An 18,277-nucleotide genomic window follows, 5' to 3' on the forward strand; every position below is an offset into this window, starting at 1 on the left:
CGCCGCAATGCGGAAAAGAAAAGCGGCGCGACCCGGGAAAGGTCGCGCCGCACGATAAAACCACTCAAATACCAGACAGGATACCTTCTATTCCGCAGCGCGCCGTCCGCCCGGCAGCATGCCGGTCATCGCACCGGCCAGCGCGTCGGCGTCGTTGCCGACGATCAGGTCCAGGCCGTTGGCGCCCAGCCCCATCACCGCACGCACGCCGGCCCGCTTCAGCGCCTCGGCATTCGCCTTGCCGGCATCGCTCAACTCGACCCGCAGACGGGTGGTGGCGAAGGCGGCCAGTTCCTTGATGTTGCCGGCGCCGCCCAGCGCCTCGGCGATGCGGGCGGCACGGTCGGTCGGGACCGCCGCCGCGGCCGGAGCGGATACCGGCTTGGCCGCGACCGGAGCCGCCACGGCAGCGGGACCGTCGGCCTCCGCGCCGGCGCTGTGCAGATACTCCTGCATCTCCGTCTTCAGATTCTCCGACAGGGTGCCGAACACCGCCTGCACGCTGTCGCGCACCCGCAGGACGCCGGACGCGCCCATGCCGCGCAGCTTGCCGTCATCGACGCGGGCCGGGTCCTTCACCACCACCCGCAGGCGGGTGATGCAGGCGTCCAGATTGCTGATGTTGCCCCGCCCGCCAAAGGCCAGCACGAGGTCGCGCGCCCGCTCGCTGCCGGTGGCGGTGCTGACGCTTTCCTCCGTCGCGTCCTCGCGGCCGGGGGTCTTCAGGTTCAGCGCCAGGATGGTGTAGCGGAACACGACATAGTAGATCGCCGCATAGACCGGCCCCAGGATCAGCACCAGCCACCATTTCTGCGACAGCGGACTCAGCGCGTTGAACAGCACGAAGTCGATGCCGCCCTGCGAGAAGGTGAAGCCCATATGGGCGCCCAGCGAGTTCATGATGAACTGCGAGGTCGCCGCCAGCATCGCGTGGATCAGGTACAGCACCGGCGCCAGGAACAGGAAGCTGAACTCGATGGGTTCGGTGATGCCGGTCAGGAAGGAGGTCAGCGCCGCGGACACCATGATGCCGCCGACGCGCACCCGGTTCTCCGGCTTGGCGGTGTGCCACATGGCGATGGCCGCGGCCGGCAGGCCGAACATCTTGAACAGGAAGGCGCCGGACAGGATGCCGGCGGTCGGGTCGCCGGCGAAATAGCGGGCGATGTCGCCATGGACCACCTGCCCGGCGGCGTTCTGGAAGGACCCGATCTCGAAGAAGAAGGGCACGTTCCAGATGTGGTGCAGGCCGAAGGGGATCAGCAGGCGTTCGACGAAGCCGTAGATGGTCGCGGCCAGACGCGGATCGTTCACCGCCGCCCAGCGCGAGAAGCTGTTGATGCCCTCCTGCACCGGCGGCCAGACCACCGACAGCACGATGCCGAGCACGATGGCGGCCAGCGCCGTGATGATCGGCACGAAGCGCTTGCCGGCGAAGAAGCCGAGATAGGCCGGAAGCGCGATCTTGTAGAAGCGGTTGAACATCGCTGCCGCCAGCCCGCCGGCCAGGATGCCGCCGAACACGCCGGTTTCCATCGACTTGATGCCCATGATGGTCTTCGGCTCCATGCCCCAGACCCCGGTCATCACGCCCAGCGTGGCGAGCATCACGATATAGCCGATGGTGGCCGCGATGGCCGACACGCCGTCATTCTCGGTGTAGCCCAGCGCCACGCCGATGGCGAAGATCAGCGGCAGATTGCCGAAGATCACGTCGCCGGAATTCTTCATCAGCATCGACAGCAGCGGCGGCATCCATTCGAAGTTCGCCGCGCCGATACCCAGCAGCAGACCGGCGACGGGAAGAACCGCCACCGGCAACATCAGCGACTTGCCGATTTTCTGTAGAAACGCAAAGGGGTTCATTGCCATGGCGGCTCTCCCGCAAGTTGTCCGGCAGCGGCGACATCCTGGGTTCCGGATGGGTCGGCCCTGGGTGGGAATACAACCTGACCCATGCCCGGGTTTCACGACATAGGCGACATAGCGTCCCGGGCAAGCTTGCGGCTTATCCCCGATGCGCCATGCGGGGCGCGGATTGGCCGCAGGCTTCCGCCTTTCCCGGACGGGATCTTTCGATAACATATGACGAGAATTGCGCTTGGGCTATGCGGCGTCTGCGCACAGACGGCGTCCGATACAGGAGACGCCTGCCGGGGGACGCCCGCTGCGGTCTGGCGATAAGAAAAGAGGACCGAACCACATGACCGCGATCACGCTTGCAGCTCCGCTGGCCGGATGGGCCATGCCGCTGTCCGAGGTGCCCGATCCCGCTTTCGCCCAGGGGCTGGTCGGAACCGGCATGGCCATCGACCCCACGGTGAACGAGTTGCGCAGCCCCTGCGACGGCACCGTGCTGTCGGTCCACCGGGCACGCCATGCCTGCACCGTCCGCACCGCCAGCGGGGCGGAGGTTCTGCTGCATCTGGGGGTCGACACCGTCGGCCTGAACGGCGAGGGCTTCACCGCCCATGTCCAGGACGGGCAATCGGTGAAGACCGGCGACTGCCTGATCAGCTTCGACATGGATCTGGTGGGAAGCCGGGCGCAGAGCCTGGTCAGTATGATGGTCGTGGTGAATGACGGTTACACCGTCGACGGCCTGTCGGTGGATCGCGAGATCGCCGCCGGCGACGCGGCGATGACCGTCCATGGCGGCAGCGGCGCCGATGCCGGTCCCCACGTCGCCGACCCCGACTCGGGAGAAGACGGCAACGGAGAAACCGGCGAGCGGAGCGTCGTGCTGCCCATCGCCAGCGGGCTGCATGCCCGGCCGGCCGCGGCCCTGGTCGCCGCGACCAAGGCCTATCCCGGCACCGTCACCATCCACTGCCGCGACCGCCGCGCCAACGCCAAGAGCGTGGTCGCCCTGATGGGGCTCGGCACAATGCTCGGCGACCGGCTGACGGTGCGCGCCGCCGGCCCCGGCGCCCAGGACATGGCGGAGAGCATCGCCGTGCTGATCGAGGGCGGGCTGGGCGATCCGGTCGTCTCCACCGTGGCGGCCGGTGCCGCCGCCGGTGCCGGTTCGCAGGCCGCGCCGGCCGCCCCCCCCGCCGTCGCCACCGCAGCCCAGCCGGCCGCCGAGGAAGAGGTCGGCCCGCCCTTCGCCCATGGCGAGGAGGTGCTGCTGAAGGGCACCATCGCCGTGCCGGGACAGGCGGTCGGCGCCGTCGTCCGCCGGTTCCGCAGCGCCGTGCGCGTGGTCGAACAGGGCGCCGGCCCGGATATCGAGGAGCCGCGCCTGCGTCAGGCGCTGGAACGGGTCGTCGCCGGTCTGGCCCACTCCGCGCAGCGGATGCCCGAACATGCCGCCATCTTCCAGGCCCACCGGGAGCTTCTGGACGATCCGGAACTGCTGGACGGCGCGCTCGCCGACATCCGGGCCGGCAAGAGCGCCGAATGGTCCTGGCAGCGCACGGCGCGCCTCCAGGCCGACGCCCTGGCCGCCCTCGCCGATCCCCGCATGGCCGAACGCGCCGCCGACCTGCGCGACCTTGAACAGCAGGTGCTGACCGCCCTGTCCGGCAAGGGCCCCGCCGTCGGGCTGGCCGACCTGCCGGCGGGCAGCATCGTTTTGGCCGACGAGATCCTGCCCTCCGACCTCGCCGGGGTTCCGGCCGGACGGCTGGCCGGGATCGGCATGGCGCATGGCGGCCCGACCTCCCATGCCGTCATCCTGGCGGCGGCGCTGGGCGTGCCGACCGTGGTGGCGCTGGGCCGGCAGGCGGAGCGGGTGCCGGACGGCGCCCCCGTCGTGATCGACGGCAACCGCGGCGAGCTGCTGGTCTTCCCGCCGGAGGACACGCTGGCGGCAACCCGGACCGCCGTCGCCGCCCGCACGGCGCGCCGCGAGGAGAACCGCCGGTCCTCCCGCGAGGAGTGCCGGATGGCCGACGGCACGCGGATCGAGGTGTTCGCCAATCTGGGCCGGGTCAGCGATGCTCCCGGCGCGGTGGTGGAGGGTGCCGAGGGCTGCGGCCTGCTGCGCACCGAGTTCCTGTTCCTGGAACGCCAGTCCGCCCCGACGGAGGACGAGCAGTACCAGCAATACCAGCAGATCGCCGACGCGCTGGAAGGCCGGCCGCTGGTGATCCGCACGCTGGATGTCGGCGGCGACAAGCCGCTGTCCTACCTCCCCTTGCCGAAGGAAGAGAACCCGGTGCTCGGCCTGCGCGGCGTCCGCGTCGGCCTGCGCGAGCCGGAGCTTCTGCGGGCGCAGATCCGCGCCATCCTGCGGGTGAAGCCGGCCGGCGTCTGCCGCATCATGGTGCCGATGATCGCCTCGCCGTCCGAACTCCAGACGGTGCGGGCGATGGTGGACGAGGAGCGGGCAAAGCTCGGCCGGGCCGAACCCATCGAGCTGGGGGCGATGATCGAGGTGCCGGCCGCCGCCCTGATCGCCGACCGCATCGGCGCGGTGGCCGACTTCCTGTCCATCGGCACCAACGACCTGACCCAGTATGTGCTAGCGATGGACCGCGGCAACCCGCATGTGGCGGCCCAGCTCGACGCGCTGCATCCGGGCGTGCTGCGGCTGATCCGCCTTGCGGTGATGGGGGCGAAGACCCACGACCGGGTGGTCGCGGTGTGCGGCGGCTCCGCCTCCGACCCGATGGCGGCGCCGCTGCTGATCGGGCTGGGCGTCACCGAACTGTCGGCCACCCCGGCGGTGATCGCCGACCTGAAGGCGTTCATCCGCACCCTGCGCATGGAGGATTGCCGCCGCGTCGCCGAAGCCGCTCTCGGCACCGACAGCGCCGACGAGGTCCGCCGGCTGGTCGCGGAGAGCTGGCCGGCGCTTTGAGATCCTGAAACGGAAAAAGCCGGCCGCCCATCGCTGGGCGTGCCGGCTTTTCGATGCGTTATCGAAGAACCGTCACACCCGCCCGGCCACCAGCAGCACCGCTGCCGCCTGCCGGCCGCCATGCCATCGGGCGGCGCTCCGGGCGGCGGCGCGCATCGCGGCGATACCGATCAGCGATGCGGCGACGAACAGCCCCGGCGTCAGGTCGCCGCGCATCAGCAGCGCCGCCCCCAGCCCGACGATCAGCACACGATAGACCGTTTCGCAGAAGCCCAGCCCGGCAAGGAAGCCGTCGGTGCAGCCGAAGCTGTCGGCACCGGCCAGCCGGGCGAGCTGTGACTGCCCGCCCGCAGCGTTCGCCGGCCCGGTCGCCCCCACCGCGATCATCGCCGCCAGCGCCGCGACTCCGGCCAGCGCCATGGCACCCATCGGCGGAATCACCAACGCCAGCACCGCCAGATGGACCGGCGCCCATGCCGCCTCCAGCACCCACAGACGCTGCAACCATCCGGTGGCGGCTCCCGACGGCACCAGCCGCGCCAGTTCCCGCGATTGCGCGAACTCCAGCATCGCATGCAGGGCGAACAGGCTCAGCGCCACGGCCACCAGCAGAAGAAGGCTGCCGTCGTCGCCCCCCACCCACAGGGCGTCCTGCAACGGCCGGGCATACAGCGCGCTGCCGGCCACCAGCAGGTTGGCCGCCACCCCGAACAGGCAGCTGCGGATCAAAGCGGACCGGTTGGTGACCGCGTGACGGGCGATGGACGACGCCATGTCGGACGCTCGCGTTCGGAAGGGAAGGACCGGCGGCAGGCTCTGCGCCCCGCGCGCCATGGCGGGGGATGGACAGTCCCGGCCGGCGTGCTGGTGGGCGGGCTGATGATCGAACGATGACAGGCTCATGCGGGCTACGGCCGGACGGCCGCTCCTTAAACCTTGGCGGACCTTGGCGGTCCTCGTGACACTGCGCAGCCACGGCGACCGTCGCATGTCTGGCATGATGCGTGGGAAAATTTCCCACATCAAGCGAAAAGGTGATTCCCTTTCCCCTCCGCCGCGCTATTGTCACGACGGTCCTCAGATCGACGCCGGACCCAGTCCCCAATCGCCGGAGTGTCAGGCGCGTGCCTATCCGCAGCCCCGAACCAGACCGCCCGACAGTGGCCGACAGCACCGGGGCGGCACCGCCCCCGGCGCTGCTGACGGCGGTGCGCCGGCTGCTGGTCCCGCTGGTGCGGACGCTGATCAGCTTCGGCATTTCCTGGCCGATGCTGGTGAACCTTCTGAAGTCGGTGTATGTCGAGGTGGCGGAGCGCGGCTTCGCGCTGCCCGGAAAACCGATGACCGACAGCCGCATCACCCTGCTGACCGGCGTCCACCGCAAGGATGTCAGCCAGATCCGCAGCGCGCCGCCGGTCGCGGAGGCCGCCGCCGCCGCCGCCCCGTCGCTGGGCGCGCAGGTGCTGAGCCGCTGGCTGACCGAAGCCGCCTTCCTCGACGCCGACGGCCGCCCCCGCCCCCTGCCGCGCGTTTCCGATGGCGAAGCCGGCTTCGAAACGCTGGTGACCGGCATCAGCAAGGACATCCGCCCGCGCGCCCTGCTGGACGAGCTTCTGCATGCCGGGCTGGTGACAGTGCGGCCGGACGGGCTGCTCGATCTTGCCAAGGCGGCGCATGTGCCGCGCGGCGATCTCGACAAGCTCGCCTATTATTACGGCCGCAACCTTGCCGACCATCTGGCGGCGTCCGGTCACAATCTGGCGGGCGGCACGCCGCCGTTCCTGGAGCGGGCGCTCGCCTATGACCGGCTCAGCCCCGACTCGGTCGCCGTCCTGCGGCGGGAGGCCGACCGGCTGGGCATGGCGATGCTGGTCGAGCTGAACCGCTTGGCGGCCGATCTCGCCGATGGCGACGCCGGCCGCGACGACGCCGGCCACCGCTTCACCGCCGGCCTCTACCTCTATGACGAGGACGAGGGGGCCGATCCTGCGCGGCACGATGCCGGGTCCGGCGAGGGAGCGGCGGCATCGTGATCCGCAAGCCCACCCCCCTGGCTCGCACGCTGCTGCTGACGCTGATGCTGGCCGCCGCCGGATGCGGTCCCTCCCTGGATCGCGACGGCGGGGTAGCAGACCGGGGGATCGGCGGCACCGGCGTTTCCGTCGCCGACCGCGGCATCGGCGGCACCGGCATAACCAGCACCGGCATCGTCGGAACTGTCACCGCCTTCGGCAGCGTCTGGGTCAACGGCCTGCGGGTCGATCTGCCGCCGACGACCCAGGTGCGGATCGAAGGCCGGCCGGCCCAGCCCGGCGACGTGCGGATCGGCCAGACGGTCGCCATGACCGCCGCCCCGGGTGGGCCGACCGGCCTGACGGCGCAGACGCTGGAGGTGCGCTTCGCCGTCGCCGGTCCGGTGGAACGGGCGACGGCCGGCGGCGTCCCCGGCGCCGTGGTGTTGGGACAGCGCATCGATCTCGCCGAGGCGGAGGGCACCACGGCGCTCACCCCCGGACGCTGGGTCGCGATCTCGGGCCTGCGCCGGCCGGATGGGGTGATCGACGCCAGCCGCGTCGATCCCTGGGAGCCGGCGCGCGGCTGGGTCCTGCGCGGGCGGCTGGACTCCGTGACACCGAAGACGCTGACCGTTGCCGGGCTGACGCTGTCCCGCGGCCGGAGCCTGACCAGTGCCCTCCCGGCGGTGGGTAGCATTGTGCGCGTCGCCGGCAAGCCCGATCCCGCTGCGGCGCTCGCGGTGGAGGCCGATCCCTTCAACCCCTTCGGCAGCACGGTCAGCGCCCTGTCGATCGAAACCTATGTCGATGCCTCCGGGCAGACGACGAGTCCGGGCGGCCCGCGCATCGGCCGGCCCGACGGCGGAGCCGCAGCCGCCCGCGTGGTGATCGACAGCGTGGTGACGTCCGGCGGCGGAATCGACCGCAGCCGGTCCTTCGGCGCCCAACGCCTGGGCGGCCGCTCGCTCGACGGCGCCGATCCTGCCGCCCGTGCGGCCGGGCTGGCTCGGGCAGGCATGCGCCCCGACGGCCCGCAGGGTCAGGACGCACCGGGCATGGAGGGGCCGGAAGGACCGGTCGACGGCGTGCGCACCCATCCAGGATGGGGGGCGCCACCCAGCCCTTATGGCGGCCCCTATGGCGGCCCGGCCTCCGGTCAGCGGCCCGCTGCCGGCCCCAATTCCGGCCCGGACGGCACCTCCGCCTCCGGCGCCACCCGTGCGGCCAGTCCGCCCTCTTCCACGGGCGCCTCGCCGGACTCCACCGCCGCCCCGACTGGCGGCGGGTTCGGGGGAGGATTCGGCGGTCCCGGCCGGGGACGGGGCTCCATGCCGGGCGATGGCGGCTCGCCCCACGGCGGCCCGAGAGGAGGATTTGGCGGAGGGTTCGGTGGTGGGCCGGATGGGGGTCGCGGCGGGCATTTTTGATCAAGCACAGCGACCGATGCGTGCAAATAACACCGCGCCCTGGACTTAAGGATTTATTTTAAAAGCCTGAAAGACGCCTTTAACCGCGCTCTCAAGGCGCTGCGGCATTTTGATCCACATTTGGATTTTGCCTGCATTCCCGACCCTATCCGCATTAGCATATTAATATATCAACGTCGGAGGAAAGCCGTCGCGGAAGACCGGCGCCATTGTCAATCGGGGCTGAACCGAAACCGCACAGTCGGTTTCCATTATCGTCTTCGGTTTAGGCCCTGACCGGTTTCCAAGACCCGCCCGTTCGACCGGCCCGCCCTGGCAGGGGGAACGGTGTCGCGCCATCCGCAACGGCTCCAACTCTTCGCACAGACAGGACCAGACCATGATCTCGCTCCTTTCGCGGCTGTCGATCCGCGCCACCCTTGGACTCGTCGTCGCTGCGCTGGGGCTGTTGCTGATCGCCACCAGCAGTGTCACGCTGATCGACGTCGTCGACCGCACCCGCAACGCCCAGCGTGTCGCCACCCTCAGCGAGACCAGCCGCGACCTGCTGCGCACGCTGCTGGCGATCCGGCTGGAGCGCGGACTGGTCGGCCCGGCGCTGGGGGCGGAGGAGCCGGCCGGCGACGCCGAACTGCGCGACATCGACGCCAACCGCGCGGTGGCGGAAAGCGGTTATGCCGCCATCGCCGCCAAGCTGGACGCACTCGACCTGCCCGGCCTGCCGGCGGCGGCCGCAACGCTGCGCGCCACCCACGACACGCTGGCGACCTTGCGCCGACAGGCCGATGGCGCGCTGCGCCAGCGCAAACCCGCCCGCGATCCGGCGGTGGCGGATGCCTGGGCGAGGGCGCCAGTCGCCTATCTCGACGCGCTGACCGCCGCGACCGATCTGCTGGACGGATCGCTGAAACTGGCCGATCCGATGATCGACCATCTGCTCGGCATCAAGCGTGCCGCCTGGAACACCCGGCTGAATGCCGGCGGCATGGCGCTGCGCATCCAGACCGCGGTCGCCACCGGCCAGGCCTGGACGCCGGCGGATGCGCATGCGGTGGCGGAGGCTATCGGCCGCACCGGTCAGGCCTGGGCCCTGGTCCGGGAATCGGCGTCCCGCTCCGATACGCCGGACCAGATTCGCGAGGCGGTCGAAAAGGCCAAGGTGAATTTCGAAGGCCCGCTGGTCGACCAGCGCAAGGCGGTGCTCGCCGCCCTGGCCGAAGGCCGCAAGTCTCCGGTCGAGATCGGCACCCTGCGCCAGCAGGACACCGCCAGCCAGGGCTACATCGTCGACGCCGCCCTGGCGGCGGTGGACCGCATGGTCGTCCGTTCCGATGCGCAGGCCGCGCGTGCGACGCAGGATGCCGTCATCGCCGGCCTGCTGGTGGTGGCCGCCGTGTTGCTGACCGTCATCGGCATGGTCGTCGCCAAGCGCCGGGTCAGCGATCCGATCCGCTCGATGACCGAGGCGATGCGGCGTCTGGCCGACCGCGACATGGCCGTCGCCATCCCCGGCCTGGGCCGCGCCGACGAGATCGGCGGCATGGCGGCGACCGTCACCGTCTTCCGCGACAGCATGTTGACCGCCGACCGTCTGGCGGCAGAGCAGGCCCGCGACCAGGCCGCCAAGGAGGCGCGGGCCGCCCGGCTGGAAGCGTTGATGCGCGATTTCGACGCCAAGGCGATGCACATCGTCGAGACGGTGGCGTCGGCCGCCACCGAGATGCAGGGCACAGCCGGCGCCATGTCGACCACCGCCTCGCAGGCCAGCGCCCAGGCGACCGCCGTCGCCGCGGCCTCCGAACAGGCGTCCGTCAACGTCCAGACCGTGGCGTCGGCGACCGAGGAGCTGTCGGCCTCCATCCTGGAGATCGGCCGGCAGATCGCCGCCTCCACCCGCATCTCGGGCGAGGCGGTGACCCAGGCCGAACGGACCAACAGCACCATGCGCACGCTGGTGGAGGCGGCCGACCAGATCGGCCATGTGGTGGAGATGATCAACAGCATCGCAGCGCAAACCAACCTGCTGGCGCTCAACGCCACCATCGAAGCGGCCCGCGCCGGGGAGGCCGGCAAGGGCTTCGCCGTCGTCGCCGGCGAGGTGAAGGCGCTTGCCAGCCAGACCGCCCGCGCCACCGACGAGATCCAGGCCAAGGTGAAGGAGATTCAGCAGGCCACCGGCGGCGCCCAGGACGCCATCCACGGCATCGGCCAGACCATCGGCCGCATCAGCGAGATCACCACCACCATCGCCGCCGCCATCGAGGAGCAGGGCGCCGCCACCCGCGACATCGCCGGCAACGTGACGGAGGCCGCGCGCGGCACCACGGAGGTTTCCTCCACCATCGTCGGCGTCAACCACGCGGTGCTGGAGACCGGCTCCGCCGCCACCGAGGTGCTGGACGCCGCCAGCAGCCTTGCCCGCGAGGCCGAAACCCTGCGCGGCGAGGTGACCTCCTTCATCACCGCCGTGCGGGCGGCGTGACGCCAGTTCCCGTCGTCGGTCCGGCCAGCATGGTTTCCTGCACCGCCATCACCGCGGCGCCGATCACCCCGGCGCTTTCGACCTCCGGCACATACTGGATGTCGAGATGCCGGGTGGAGAGGGCGAGCGAGCGCCGATAGACGCTCTGCCGGATCGAGGCCAGCAGCAGCGGCCCGATCCGCGCCACGCCGCCGCCGATGAAGATGTGCGACGGATTGAAGAAGTTCACCACAGCGGCCAGCATCCGCCCGATATGGCCGCCGGCCTGCTGGACGATGGCGGTGGCCGCTGCATCCCCCGCCCGGCTGGCGTTGCCGAGATCGACCGTCGTCAGCGCGCCGTTGCGCTCCAGCAATTCCATCAGCCGCGGGCTTTCCCCGCCCCGTGCCGCTTCCTCCGCCATGCGCGCGATGGCCGGCCCGGCCGCCATCGCCTCGACGCAGCCGGCATTGCCGCAATGGCAGACCGGCCCCTGCGGATCGACGCAGATATGGCCGACGTCGCCCGCCGAGCCGTCGCGCCCGCGATAGACCAGGCCGTGGCAGATGATGCCACAGCCGATGCCGGTGCCGACCTTGATCACCAGGAAGTTCTGAAGCTGGCCGCGCAGACGCCAGTGCGTGCCCAGCGCCATGATGTTCACATCATTGTCGACGAAGACCGGGGCGGCATACTCCTCCGCAAGGAATTCACGGATCGAGAAGGTCTCCCACCCCGGCAGCAGCGGCGGGTTGACCAGCATGCCACTGTCGAAGGCGACCGGCCCCGGCACGCCGACGCCGATGCCCAGCACCCGCGCCGGCCCGATCCCCATCCGCTCCCGCGCCTCGCGCAGCAAATCCCGCACCCGCCCGAACACCGCCGCCGGACCGTCGCGCACGTCCGCCGCTTCCGACCGATGGTCCAGCACCGTCATGTCGGGGGCGAGCAGTGCCACGTCGATGCTGGTGGCACCGATGTCGATTCCCGCCAGCACCCCCATCCGATGGCTCAGCCGCAGCACCTCCGGCCGCCGGCCGCCCGACGAAGGCTGCACCCCGCCTTCCTCGATCAACTCGCGCCCGATCAGGCTGGAGATCGCAAGGTTGGCCTTGCTCTTGGAAAAATCGACCGACGCCGCCAGTTCGCCGCGCGACAGCCCGCCCGCCCAGAACAGCCGCTCCAGCAGGGCACGCTCGCCCTCCGACAGACGCTGCCAGTCAACCATCGACGAGTGCCTTTCCGAACGACGAGTGCCTCCCTCCCTATCACACCCCACCCACTTTTGCCAAATTATGTTCGAAGTCGGCCATTGTCTGTCCAAAGCGGCAGGCTTACCATCAGCCCAACGAACGAAGCGGCGTCTCCCGGCTTTCGAGCCGACATAGGGACGACACGCCTCGCAGTGGGAGAAACGTCATGGACGGTATCCGCCCGGCCGCAGGCTTGCGGTTGGTGGAGAGGCCGTCAGGGGGTGCGGAGCCATGAGCCTGCATGTCGCCTTCGACGGCATCACCAAGGAATTCGGACCCGTGCGCGTGCTGCACGGCGTCAGCTTCGACCTGCATCCGGGCCGGGTGCATGGACTGCTGGGCGAGAATGGCGCCGGCAAATCGACGCTGATGAAGATCCTCGCCGGCTATCACGCACCGACCTCCGGCACGCTCCGCATCGACGGCGAAGCGGCGACCTTCCGGAACTCCCGCGACGCCGAAAAGCGCGGCATCGTGCTGATCCACCAGGAACTCAGCCTCGCCGACGACCTAACCGTCGCCCAGAACATGTTCCTCGGCCACGAAATCAAGCGCGGCTGGCTGCTCGACGACCGCAAGATGCGCGAGCAGGCGGCCAACGCCCTGCATCAGGTCGGCTTCGACCGCGATCCCGACACCAAGGTCCGCGACCTGATCGTCGCCGAGAAGCAGCTGGTGGAGATCGCCAAGGCGCAGCTGCGCAACGCCCGCCTGCTGATCATGGACGAGCCGACGGCCAGCCTGACGCCGTCGGAATGCGACCGGCTTTTCGGGCTGATCGACCGGCTGCGGCGGGACGGCGTGACCATCGTCTACATCTCCCACAAGCTGGACGAGGTGGAGCGCATCACCGACGAGGTGATCGTGATGCGCGACGGCCGTTTCGTCGCCCGCGCTCCCACCGCCGAGACGCCGCGCCAGCGCATGGCGACGCTGATGGTCGGGCGCGAACTGACCGACATGTTCCCGGACAAGCATATGCCGGTCCTCGGCAAGCCGCTGATGGCGGTGCACGGCCTGAGCGTGCCCGGCTGGGCGGAGGATGTGAGCTTCGACCTCCATCCCGGCGAGATCCTGGGCTTCGCCGGTCTGGTCGGCGCCGGCCGTACCGAGCTGTTCGAAGGCATCCTGGGCTTGCGCCCGCGTAGCGGCGGCACGGTCGAGATCGAAGGCCGCCCGGTTCGCTTGCGCAACCCGCGCGAGGCGATGCGCAACGGCCTGACCTATCTCAGCGAGGACCGCAAGGGCAAGGGCCTGCATGTCGGCATGGGGTTGCGCGACAACCTGACCCTGATGACGCTGCGCCACCATGCCCAGCCGCTGCTGTCGCCGGCATCGGAGGATCGGGCGCTGGAGCATGCCGTCGCGAATTTCGGCATCCGCGGCAACCCGCAGGGCACGGCATCGTCGCTGTCCGGCGGCAACCAGCAGAAGCTGGCCATCGCCAAGTTCCTGGAACCGGATCCGCGCGTCTTCGTGCTGGACGAGCCGACCCGCGGCGTCGATGTCGGCGCCAAGCGGGACATCTATTTCCTGATCGCGCGGCTGGCCGCCGAAGGGCGCGGCGTGATCGTCATTTCATCGGAACTGATCGAACTGATCGGGCTCTGCCACCGGGTGATCGTGATGCGCGGGCGCCGGGTGACCGCGACCGTGCCCGCCGACCGGCTCAGCGAAGAGGAGTTGATTGCCCATGCCATCGGGACCAACGTCGGCACCCACGCCCGCCACTGAGGCCGGCGCCGTGTCCGCCCGCAAGGCGGGCCGCCGCTTCGATCCGCACCGCTTCGGTCCGGTCGTCGGGCTGGTCCTGCTGCTGGTCGTCGGCACGGCGCTGAACCCGGATTTCGCCACCTGGGACAACATGATGAACGTGCTGACCCGCACGGCCTTCATCGGAATCATCTCCATCGGCATGTGCTTCGTCATCATCTCCGGCGGCATCGACCTGTCGGTGGGGTCGATGGCGGCGTTGATCGCCGGCGGCATGATCCTGCTGATGAATGCGCTGGCTGGGTCGGTCGGTTCGCCGGTCGCAGTGGTCATGCTCGGCATGCTGTTCGCCCTGCTGCTGGGCGGCGGCTTCGGGCTGGCGCACGGCTATCTGATCACGCGCGGGCGGATCGAGCCCTTCATCGTCACGCTGGGCACGCTCGGCATCTTCCGCGCCGTGCTGACCTGGCTGGCCGACGGCGGCGCCATCACGCTGGACAACAACCTGTCGGACGCCTACGGCCCGGTCTATTACGGCAGCCTGCTCGGCATCCCGGTGCCGGTCTGGGTCTTCCTGGTGGTGTCGGTCGCCGGTGCCGTCCTGCTGAACCGGACCGCCTTCGGCCGCTATGTCCAGGCCATCGGCTCCAACGAGCAGGTCGCCCGCTTCGCCGCGGTGGATGTCGACCGGGTAAAGCTGCTGACCTACGGACTGCTCGGCGTCTGCGTCGGCATCGCCACGGTGCTGTATGTGCCGCGCCTGGGTTCCGCCTCCCCCACCACCGGGCTGCTGTGGGAGCTGGAGGCCATCGCCGCGGTGATCGTCGGCGGCACCTCCTTCAAGGGAGGCGAGGGCCGGATCGCCGGAACGGTGATCGGTGCGGTTCTGCTGTCGGTCATCAGCAACATCCTGAACCTGACCAGCATCATCAGCGTCTACCTGAACGCGGCGGTGCAGGGCTGCGTCATCATCGCCGTCGCCTTCCTGCAGCGCCGGCGTCCTTAAAAAATCAAGAGGAGGAGAAACGTCATGTCGGAAGTTGCGCGTTACACCCGCCGTCTCGTCCTGGGCGCCGGCCTTGCCATGACGGCGACGGTCGCCCTCGGCGGCGCTCTCGGCGGTGCCGCCTTCGCGGCGGACACGGTGAAGCTGGGCGTCAGCATCCCGGCCGCCACCCACGGCTTCACCGGCGGCATCGTCTGGTGGGCCAACCAGGCGAAGGCGGAGCTGGAGAAGGCCCATCCCAACCTGAAGATCACCGTCAAGACCGCCAGCGGCGCGCCGGAACAGGCGAACCAGCTTCAGGATCTGGTGACGGTGACCAAGATCGACTCGCTGGTCATCTTCCCCTTCGAATCCGCCGCCCTGACCCAGCCGGTGATGCAGGCGAAGAAGAAGAACGTCTATGTCACCGTCGTCGACCGCGGCCTGACGGATCCGAGCGCGCAGGACGCCTACATCGCCGGCGACAACACCGCCTTCGGCCGCATTCCAGCCGAATACATCGCCAAGAAATACAACGGCAAGGCCAACATCGTGGCGCTGCGCGGCATCCCGACCACGCTCGACAACGAGCGGTGGGAGGCCTTCACCGGCGTGCTGAAGCAGTATCCCGACATCAAGATCCTCGACGGCAAATACGCCAACTGGAACCGTGACGACGCCTTCAAGGTGACGCAGGACTTCCTGACCCGCTTCAAGGACATCGACGTCGTCTGGGCCGCCGACGACGACATGGCCTTCGGCGTGCTGAAGGCCATCGAGCAGGCCAAGCGCACCGACATCAAGGAGGTGTTCGGCGGTGCCGGGTCCAAGACGATGGTGAAGACCATCCTCGACGGCTCCAACCCGCTGATCCGCGCCGACGTGTCCTATTCGCCGAAGTTCATCTACGACGCCATCAAGATGACCGCCGAGGCGCGTCTGAAGGGCGACAAGCTGCCGGCGACCTACATCATCCCGTCGGCGCTGATCACCAAGGAGAACGCCAAGGAGTTCTACTTCCCGGATTCGCCGTACTGATTTCGGGCGAAGCCAGACACGCACCTAACCTCCCCCCTCTCGGGGGAGGTTGAGGGGGGAGGGTGGCCGACACCTCCCCCATCAGGGAGCCAGACCCATGAAGACCATCAAGGGCCCCGCGATCTTCCTCGCCCAGTTCGCAGGCGACGCCGCCCCGTTCGACTCGCTGGACGGCATCGCCCGCTGGGCTGCCGGCCTGGGCTTCAAGGGCGTGCAGATCCCGAGCTGGGACCGCCGCCTGTTCGATCTGCACAAGGCCGCGACCAGTCAAACCTACTGCGACGAGGTCAAGGGCACGCTGGCCGACGCCGGCGTCGAACTGACAGAGCTGTCCACCCACTTACAAGGCCAGCTCGTCGCCGTCCACCCCGCCTACGACGCGCTTTACGACGGCTTCGCCCCGGCGGAGGTCCATGGCCGTCCCAACGCCCGGCAGGCCTGGGCGGTGGAACAGCTGCACCTCGCCGCCAAGGCGTCGGCCAATCTCGGCCTGACCGCGCATGCCACCTTCTCCGGCGCGCTGGCCTGGCCCTATCTCTATCCGTGGCCACAGCGTCCGCCCGGCCTGATCGAAACCGCTTTCGACGAGCTGGCGAAGCGCTGGCGGCCGATCCTCGACGCCTTCGACGAGGCCGGCTGCGATCTCTGCTATGAGATCCATCCCGGCGAGGACCTGTTCGACGGAACCACGTTTCAGATGTTTCTCGACCGGGTCGGCGGGCATGAGCGCTGCAACATCCTGTTCGATCCCAGCCACTTCGTGCTCCAGCAACTGGACTATCTCGGCTACATCGACGTGTTCAGCGACCGCATCCGCATGTTCCACGTCAAGGATGCGGAGTTCAATCCGACCCCCTGGCAGGGCGTCTATTCCGGCTATGCGCCGTGGAAGGACCGCGCCGGGCGCTTCCGCTCGCTGGGCGACGGGCAGGTCGATTTCAGCGGCATCTTCGCCAAGCTGACCCAATACGGCTTCGACGGCTGGGCGGTGCTGGAATGGGAATGCTGCATCAAGCATCCCGAGCAGGGAGCCGCCGAGGGCGCCCGCTTCATCCGGGACCATATCATCCGCGTCACCGACCGCGCCTTCGACGATTTCGCCGATGCCGGCACCGACGAGGCGGCCAACCGCCGGATTCTCGGTCTGGGGAAAGGGGCATCATGAGCCCGGATCACGCACCGGCGTCGTCGAGACGCTTGAGGCTCGGCATGGTCGGTGGCGGCCAGGGTGCCTTCATCGGCGCCGTCCACCGCATCGCCGCCCGCATCGACGACCGTTACGAACTGGTGGCCGGCGCCCTGTCCTCCAATCCTGAGCGGGCCCAGGCCAGCGGAGCGGAGCTGTTCCTGGCGCCCGACCGCTGCTACGACGATTTCCACACAATGGCGGCGGCCGAGGCCGCCCGCCCCGACGGCATCGACGCAGTCGCCATCGTCACGCCGAACCATCTGCATTACCCTGCGGCCAAGGCCTTCCTCGAGGCCGGCATCCACGTCATCTGCGACAAGCCGCTGGTCCACACGGTGGCGGAAGCGGAGGAGCTGGCCGCATTGGTGCGCAGCCGCGGCCTCGTCTTCGTCCTGACCCACAATTACAGCGGCTATCCGATGATCCGGCAGGCGCGCTCCATGGTGGCGTCGGGCATGCTGGGCAAAGTCCGAGTGGTTCAGGCCGAATATGCCCAGGACTGGCTGGCGACCGACCTTGAGGCCAGCGGCCAGAAACAGGCCTCCTGGCGCACCGATCCGGCGCAGAGCGGTATCGCCGGCTGCATCGGCGACATCGGCACCCACGCCTTCCATCTGGCGGAGTTTGTCACCGGCCTCACCTGCACCGCCTTGGCCGCCGACCTGACCGCCTTCGTGCCCGGCCGGCGGCTGGACGACAATGCCCACATCATGATGCGCTTCGACGGCGGCGCCCGCGGCATGCTGTGGGCCAGCCAGGTCTCCCCCGGCACCACCAACGGCCTGCGCCTGCGCGTCTTCGGCGAGGCCGGCGGGCTGGAGTGGCAGCAGGAACAGCCCAACGAGCTGCGCTTCACCCCGCTGGGCGAGCCGACCCGCACCCTGCTGCGCGCCGGTGCGGGAAGCCTGCCTGAGGCCAGCGGCATCTCGCGCACCCCCGCCGGCCATCCGGAAGGCTATCTGGAAGGATTCGCCCAGATCTACCGCGACGCCGCCGACCGCATCGCCGCCCGGATCGACGGCCGCCCGGCCCCGGCCGACGTGCCGCTGCCGACAGTGGAGGACGGGCTGCGCGGCGTGCGCTTCATCCATGGCGCCGTCGAGTCCAGCCGCCGCGATGCTGCCTGGGTGTCCCTGGCGGGATAGTTCTCCGAGTTCCACCGACCCGTAGCCTACCAGAATCCCCCTCTCCCCCCGGGGAGAGGGTCGGGGGGAGGGGATGCATCGCTTGGCTTTGCAAAGTGTGCAAGGCGCCGCTCATCCCCATGATCCTCGCTGCGCAACCCCCTCACCCTAACCCTCTCCCCGGGGGGAGAGGGGATAATGCGCAGAACCGGCAAAAGCCGTTCCGAAGAGGCAATCCCCCGCCCGGCCATTTCCCTAACATCCG

At 69.5% G+C, this 18,277-nt stretch carries 12 protein-coding genes; 9 read left to right on the forward strand and 3 right to left on the reverse strand.

What is annotated here, in order from left to right; all coding sequences use genetic code 11:
- Positions 1-87: 87 nt before the first annotated feature.
- On the reverse strand, positions 88-1,872 hold the full coding sequence (gene ptsG / locus ABNQ38_RS01010; protein WP_109048750.1) for a PTS glucose transporter subunit IIBC: 1,785 nt from the start codon (positions 1,870-1,872) through the stop codon (positions 88-90).
- A 331-nt stretch (positions 1,873-2,203) separates the two neighbouring features.
- Between ptsG and ptsP the strand changes: the two genes are divergently transcribed.
- Positions 2,204-4,807: a phosphoenolpyruvate--protein phosphotransferase gene (gene ptsP / locus ABNQ38_RS01015; RefSeq protein WP_377805241.1), complete on the forward strand. Its 2,604-nt coding sequence runs from the start codon at positions 2,204-2,206 to the stop codon at positions 4,805-4,807.
- A gap of 72 nt (positions 4,808-4,879) precedes the next feature.
- Here ptsP and ABNQ38_RS01020 read toward each other — a convergent pair whose 3' ends face one another.
- A complete protein-coding gene (locus tag ABNQ38_RS01020; protein ID WP_377805242.1) occupies positions 4,880-5,710 on the reverse strand; it encodes a hypothetical protein in 831 nt (276 codons plus the stop codon).
- 221 nt (positions 5,711-5,931) lie between these two features.
- On the opposite strand from ABNQ38_RS01020, the gene ABNQ38_RS01025 reads away from it, so the two are divergent.
- From ABNQ38_RS01025 to ABNQ38_RS01035, 3 genes are all read left to right on the forward strand, one after another.
- The gene (locus ABNQ38_RS01025; RefSeq protein WP_377805243.1) at positions 5,932-6,840 is read left to right on the forward strand and encodes a DUF6502 family protein; all 909 of its coding nucleotides are present in this window, start codon (positions 5,932-5,934) and stop codon (positions 6,838-6,840) included.
- Entirely contained in the window at positions 6,837-8,249 is a 1,413-nt protein-coding gene (locus ABNQ38_RS01030; protein ID WP_377805244.1) for a DUF5666 domain-containing protein, read from the forward strand. Before ABNQ38_RS01025 ends, ABNQ38_RS01030 begins: the two co-directional genes overlap by 4 nt.
- Before the next feature lie 379 nt (positions 8,250-8,628).
- The gene (locus ABNQ38_RS01035) at positions 8,629-10,731 is read left to right on the forward strand and encodes a methyl-accepting chemotaxis protein (RefSeq protein ID WP_377805245.1); all 2,103 of its coding nucleotides are present in this window, start codon (positions 8,629-8,631) and stop codon (positions 10,729-10,731) included.
- Here ABNQ38_RS01035 and ABNQ38_RS01040 read toward each other — a convergent pair.
- A complete protein-coding gene (locus ABNQ38_RS01040) occupies positions 10,709-11,938 on the reverse strand; it encodes an ROK family protein (RefSeq protein WP_377805246.1) in 1,230 nt (409 codons plus the stop codon). The genes ABNQ38_RS01035 and ABNQ38_RS01040 overlap by 23 nt on opposite strands.
- 256 nt (positions 11,939-12,194) lie before the next feature.
- On the opposite strand from ABNQ38_RS01040, the gene ABNQ38_RS01045 reads away from it, so the two are divergent.
- From ABNQ38_RS01045 to ABNQ38_RS01065, 5 genes are all read left to right on the forward strand, one after another.
- On the forward strand, positions 12,195-13,697 hold the full coding sequence (locus ABNQ38_RS01045) for a sugar ABC transporter ATP-binding protein (RefSeq protein WP_377805247.1): 1,503 nt from the start codon (positions 12,195-12,197) through the stop codon (positions 13,695-13,697).
- Positions 13,657-14,682 (forward strand): ABC transporter permease, encoded by a 1,026-nt coding sequence (locus ABNQ38_RS01050; RefSeq protein WP_377805248.1) that lies wholly within the window; start codon positions 13,657-13,659, stop codon positions 14,680-14,682. Before ABNQ38_RS01045 ends, ABNQ38_RS01050 begins: the two co-directional genes overlap by 41 nt.
- Positions 14,683-14,706: 24 nt before the next feature.
- Positions 14,707-15,699, forward strand: coding sequence for a substrate-binding domain-containing protein (locus ABNQ38_RS01055; RefSeq protein WP_377805249.1), 993 nt, complete (start codon positions 14,707-14,709; stop codon positions 15,697-15,699).
- Between the two features lie 97 nt (positions 15,700-15,796).
- On the forward strand, positions 15,797-16,864 hold the full coding sequence (locus tag ABNQ38_RS01060) for a sugar phosphate isomerase/epimerase family protein (RefSeq protein ID WP_377805250.1): 1,068 nt from the start codon (positions 15,797-15,799) through the stop codon (positions 16,862-16,864).
- The gene (locus ABNQ38_RS01065; protein WP_377805251.1) at positions 16,861-18,033 is read left to right on the forward strand and encodes a Gfo/Idh/MocA family protein; all 1,173 of its coding nucleotides are present in this window, start codon (positions 16,861-16,863) and stop codon (positions 18,031-18,033) included. The genes ABNQ38_RS01060 and ABNQ38_RS01065 overlap by 4 nt, the downstream gene beginning before the upstream one ends.
- The last annotated feature ends 244 nt before the right edge of the window (positions 18,034-18,277 follow it).

This window comes from Azospirillum sp. A29 (assembly GCF_042604625.1).
GTDB lineage: Bacteria > Pseudomonadota > Alphaproteobacteria > Azospirillales > Azospirillaceae > Azospirillum > Azospirillum palustre.

What these genes read in the sequence shown, in the direction of transcription:
- ABNQ38_RS01040 (WP_377805246.1), bottom strand. Translation starts at nt 11,938, where the DNA reads ATGGTTGACTGGCAGCGTCTGTCGGAGGGCGAGCGTGCCCTGCTGGAG.
- ABNQ38_RS01045 (WP_377805247.1), top strand. Translation starts at nt 12,195, where the DNA reads ATGAGCCTGCATGTCGCCTTCGACGGCATCACCAAGGAATTCGGACCC.
- ABNQ38_RS01060 (WP_377805250.1), top strand. Translation starts at nt 15,797, where the DNA reads ATGAAGACCATCAAGGGCCCCGCGATCTTCCTCGCCCAGTTCGCAGGC.
- ABNQ38_RS01050 (WP_377805248.1), top strand. Translation starts at nt 13,657, where the DNA reads ATGCCATCGGGACCAACGTCGGCACCCACGCCCGCCACTGAGGCCGGC.
- ABNQ38_RS01055 (WP_377805249.1), top strand. Translation starts at nt 14,707, where the DNA reads ATGTCGGAAGTTGCGCGTTACACCCGCCGTCTCGTCCTGGGCGCCGGC.
- ptsG (WP_109048750.1), bottom strand. Translation starts at nt 1,872, where the DNA reads ATGGCAATGAACCCCTTTGCGTTTCTACAGAAAATCGGCAAGTCGCTG.
- ptsP (WP_377805241.1), top strand. Translation starts at nt 2,204, where the DNA reads ATGACCGCGATCACGCTTGCAGCTCCGCTGGCCGGATGGGCCATGCCG.
- ABNQ38_RS01020 (WP_377805242.1), bottom strand. Translation starts at nt 5,710, where the DNA reads ATGAGCCTGTCATCGTTCGATCATCAGCCCGCCCACCAGCACGCCGGC.
- ABNQ38_RS01065 (WP_377805251.1), top strand. Translation starts at nt 16,861, where the DNA reads ATGAGCCCGGATCACGCACCGGCGTCGTCGAGACGCTTGAGGCTCGGC.
- ABNQ38_RS01035 (WP_377805245.1), top strand. Translation starts at nt 8,629, where the DNA reads ATGATCTCGCTCCTTTCGCGGCTGTCGATCCGCGCCACCCTTGGACTC.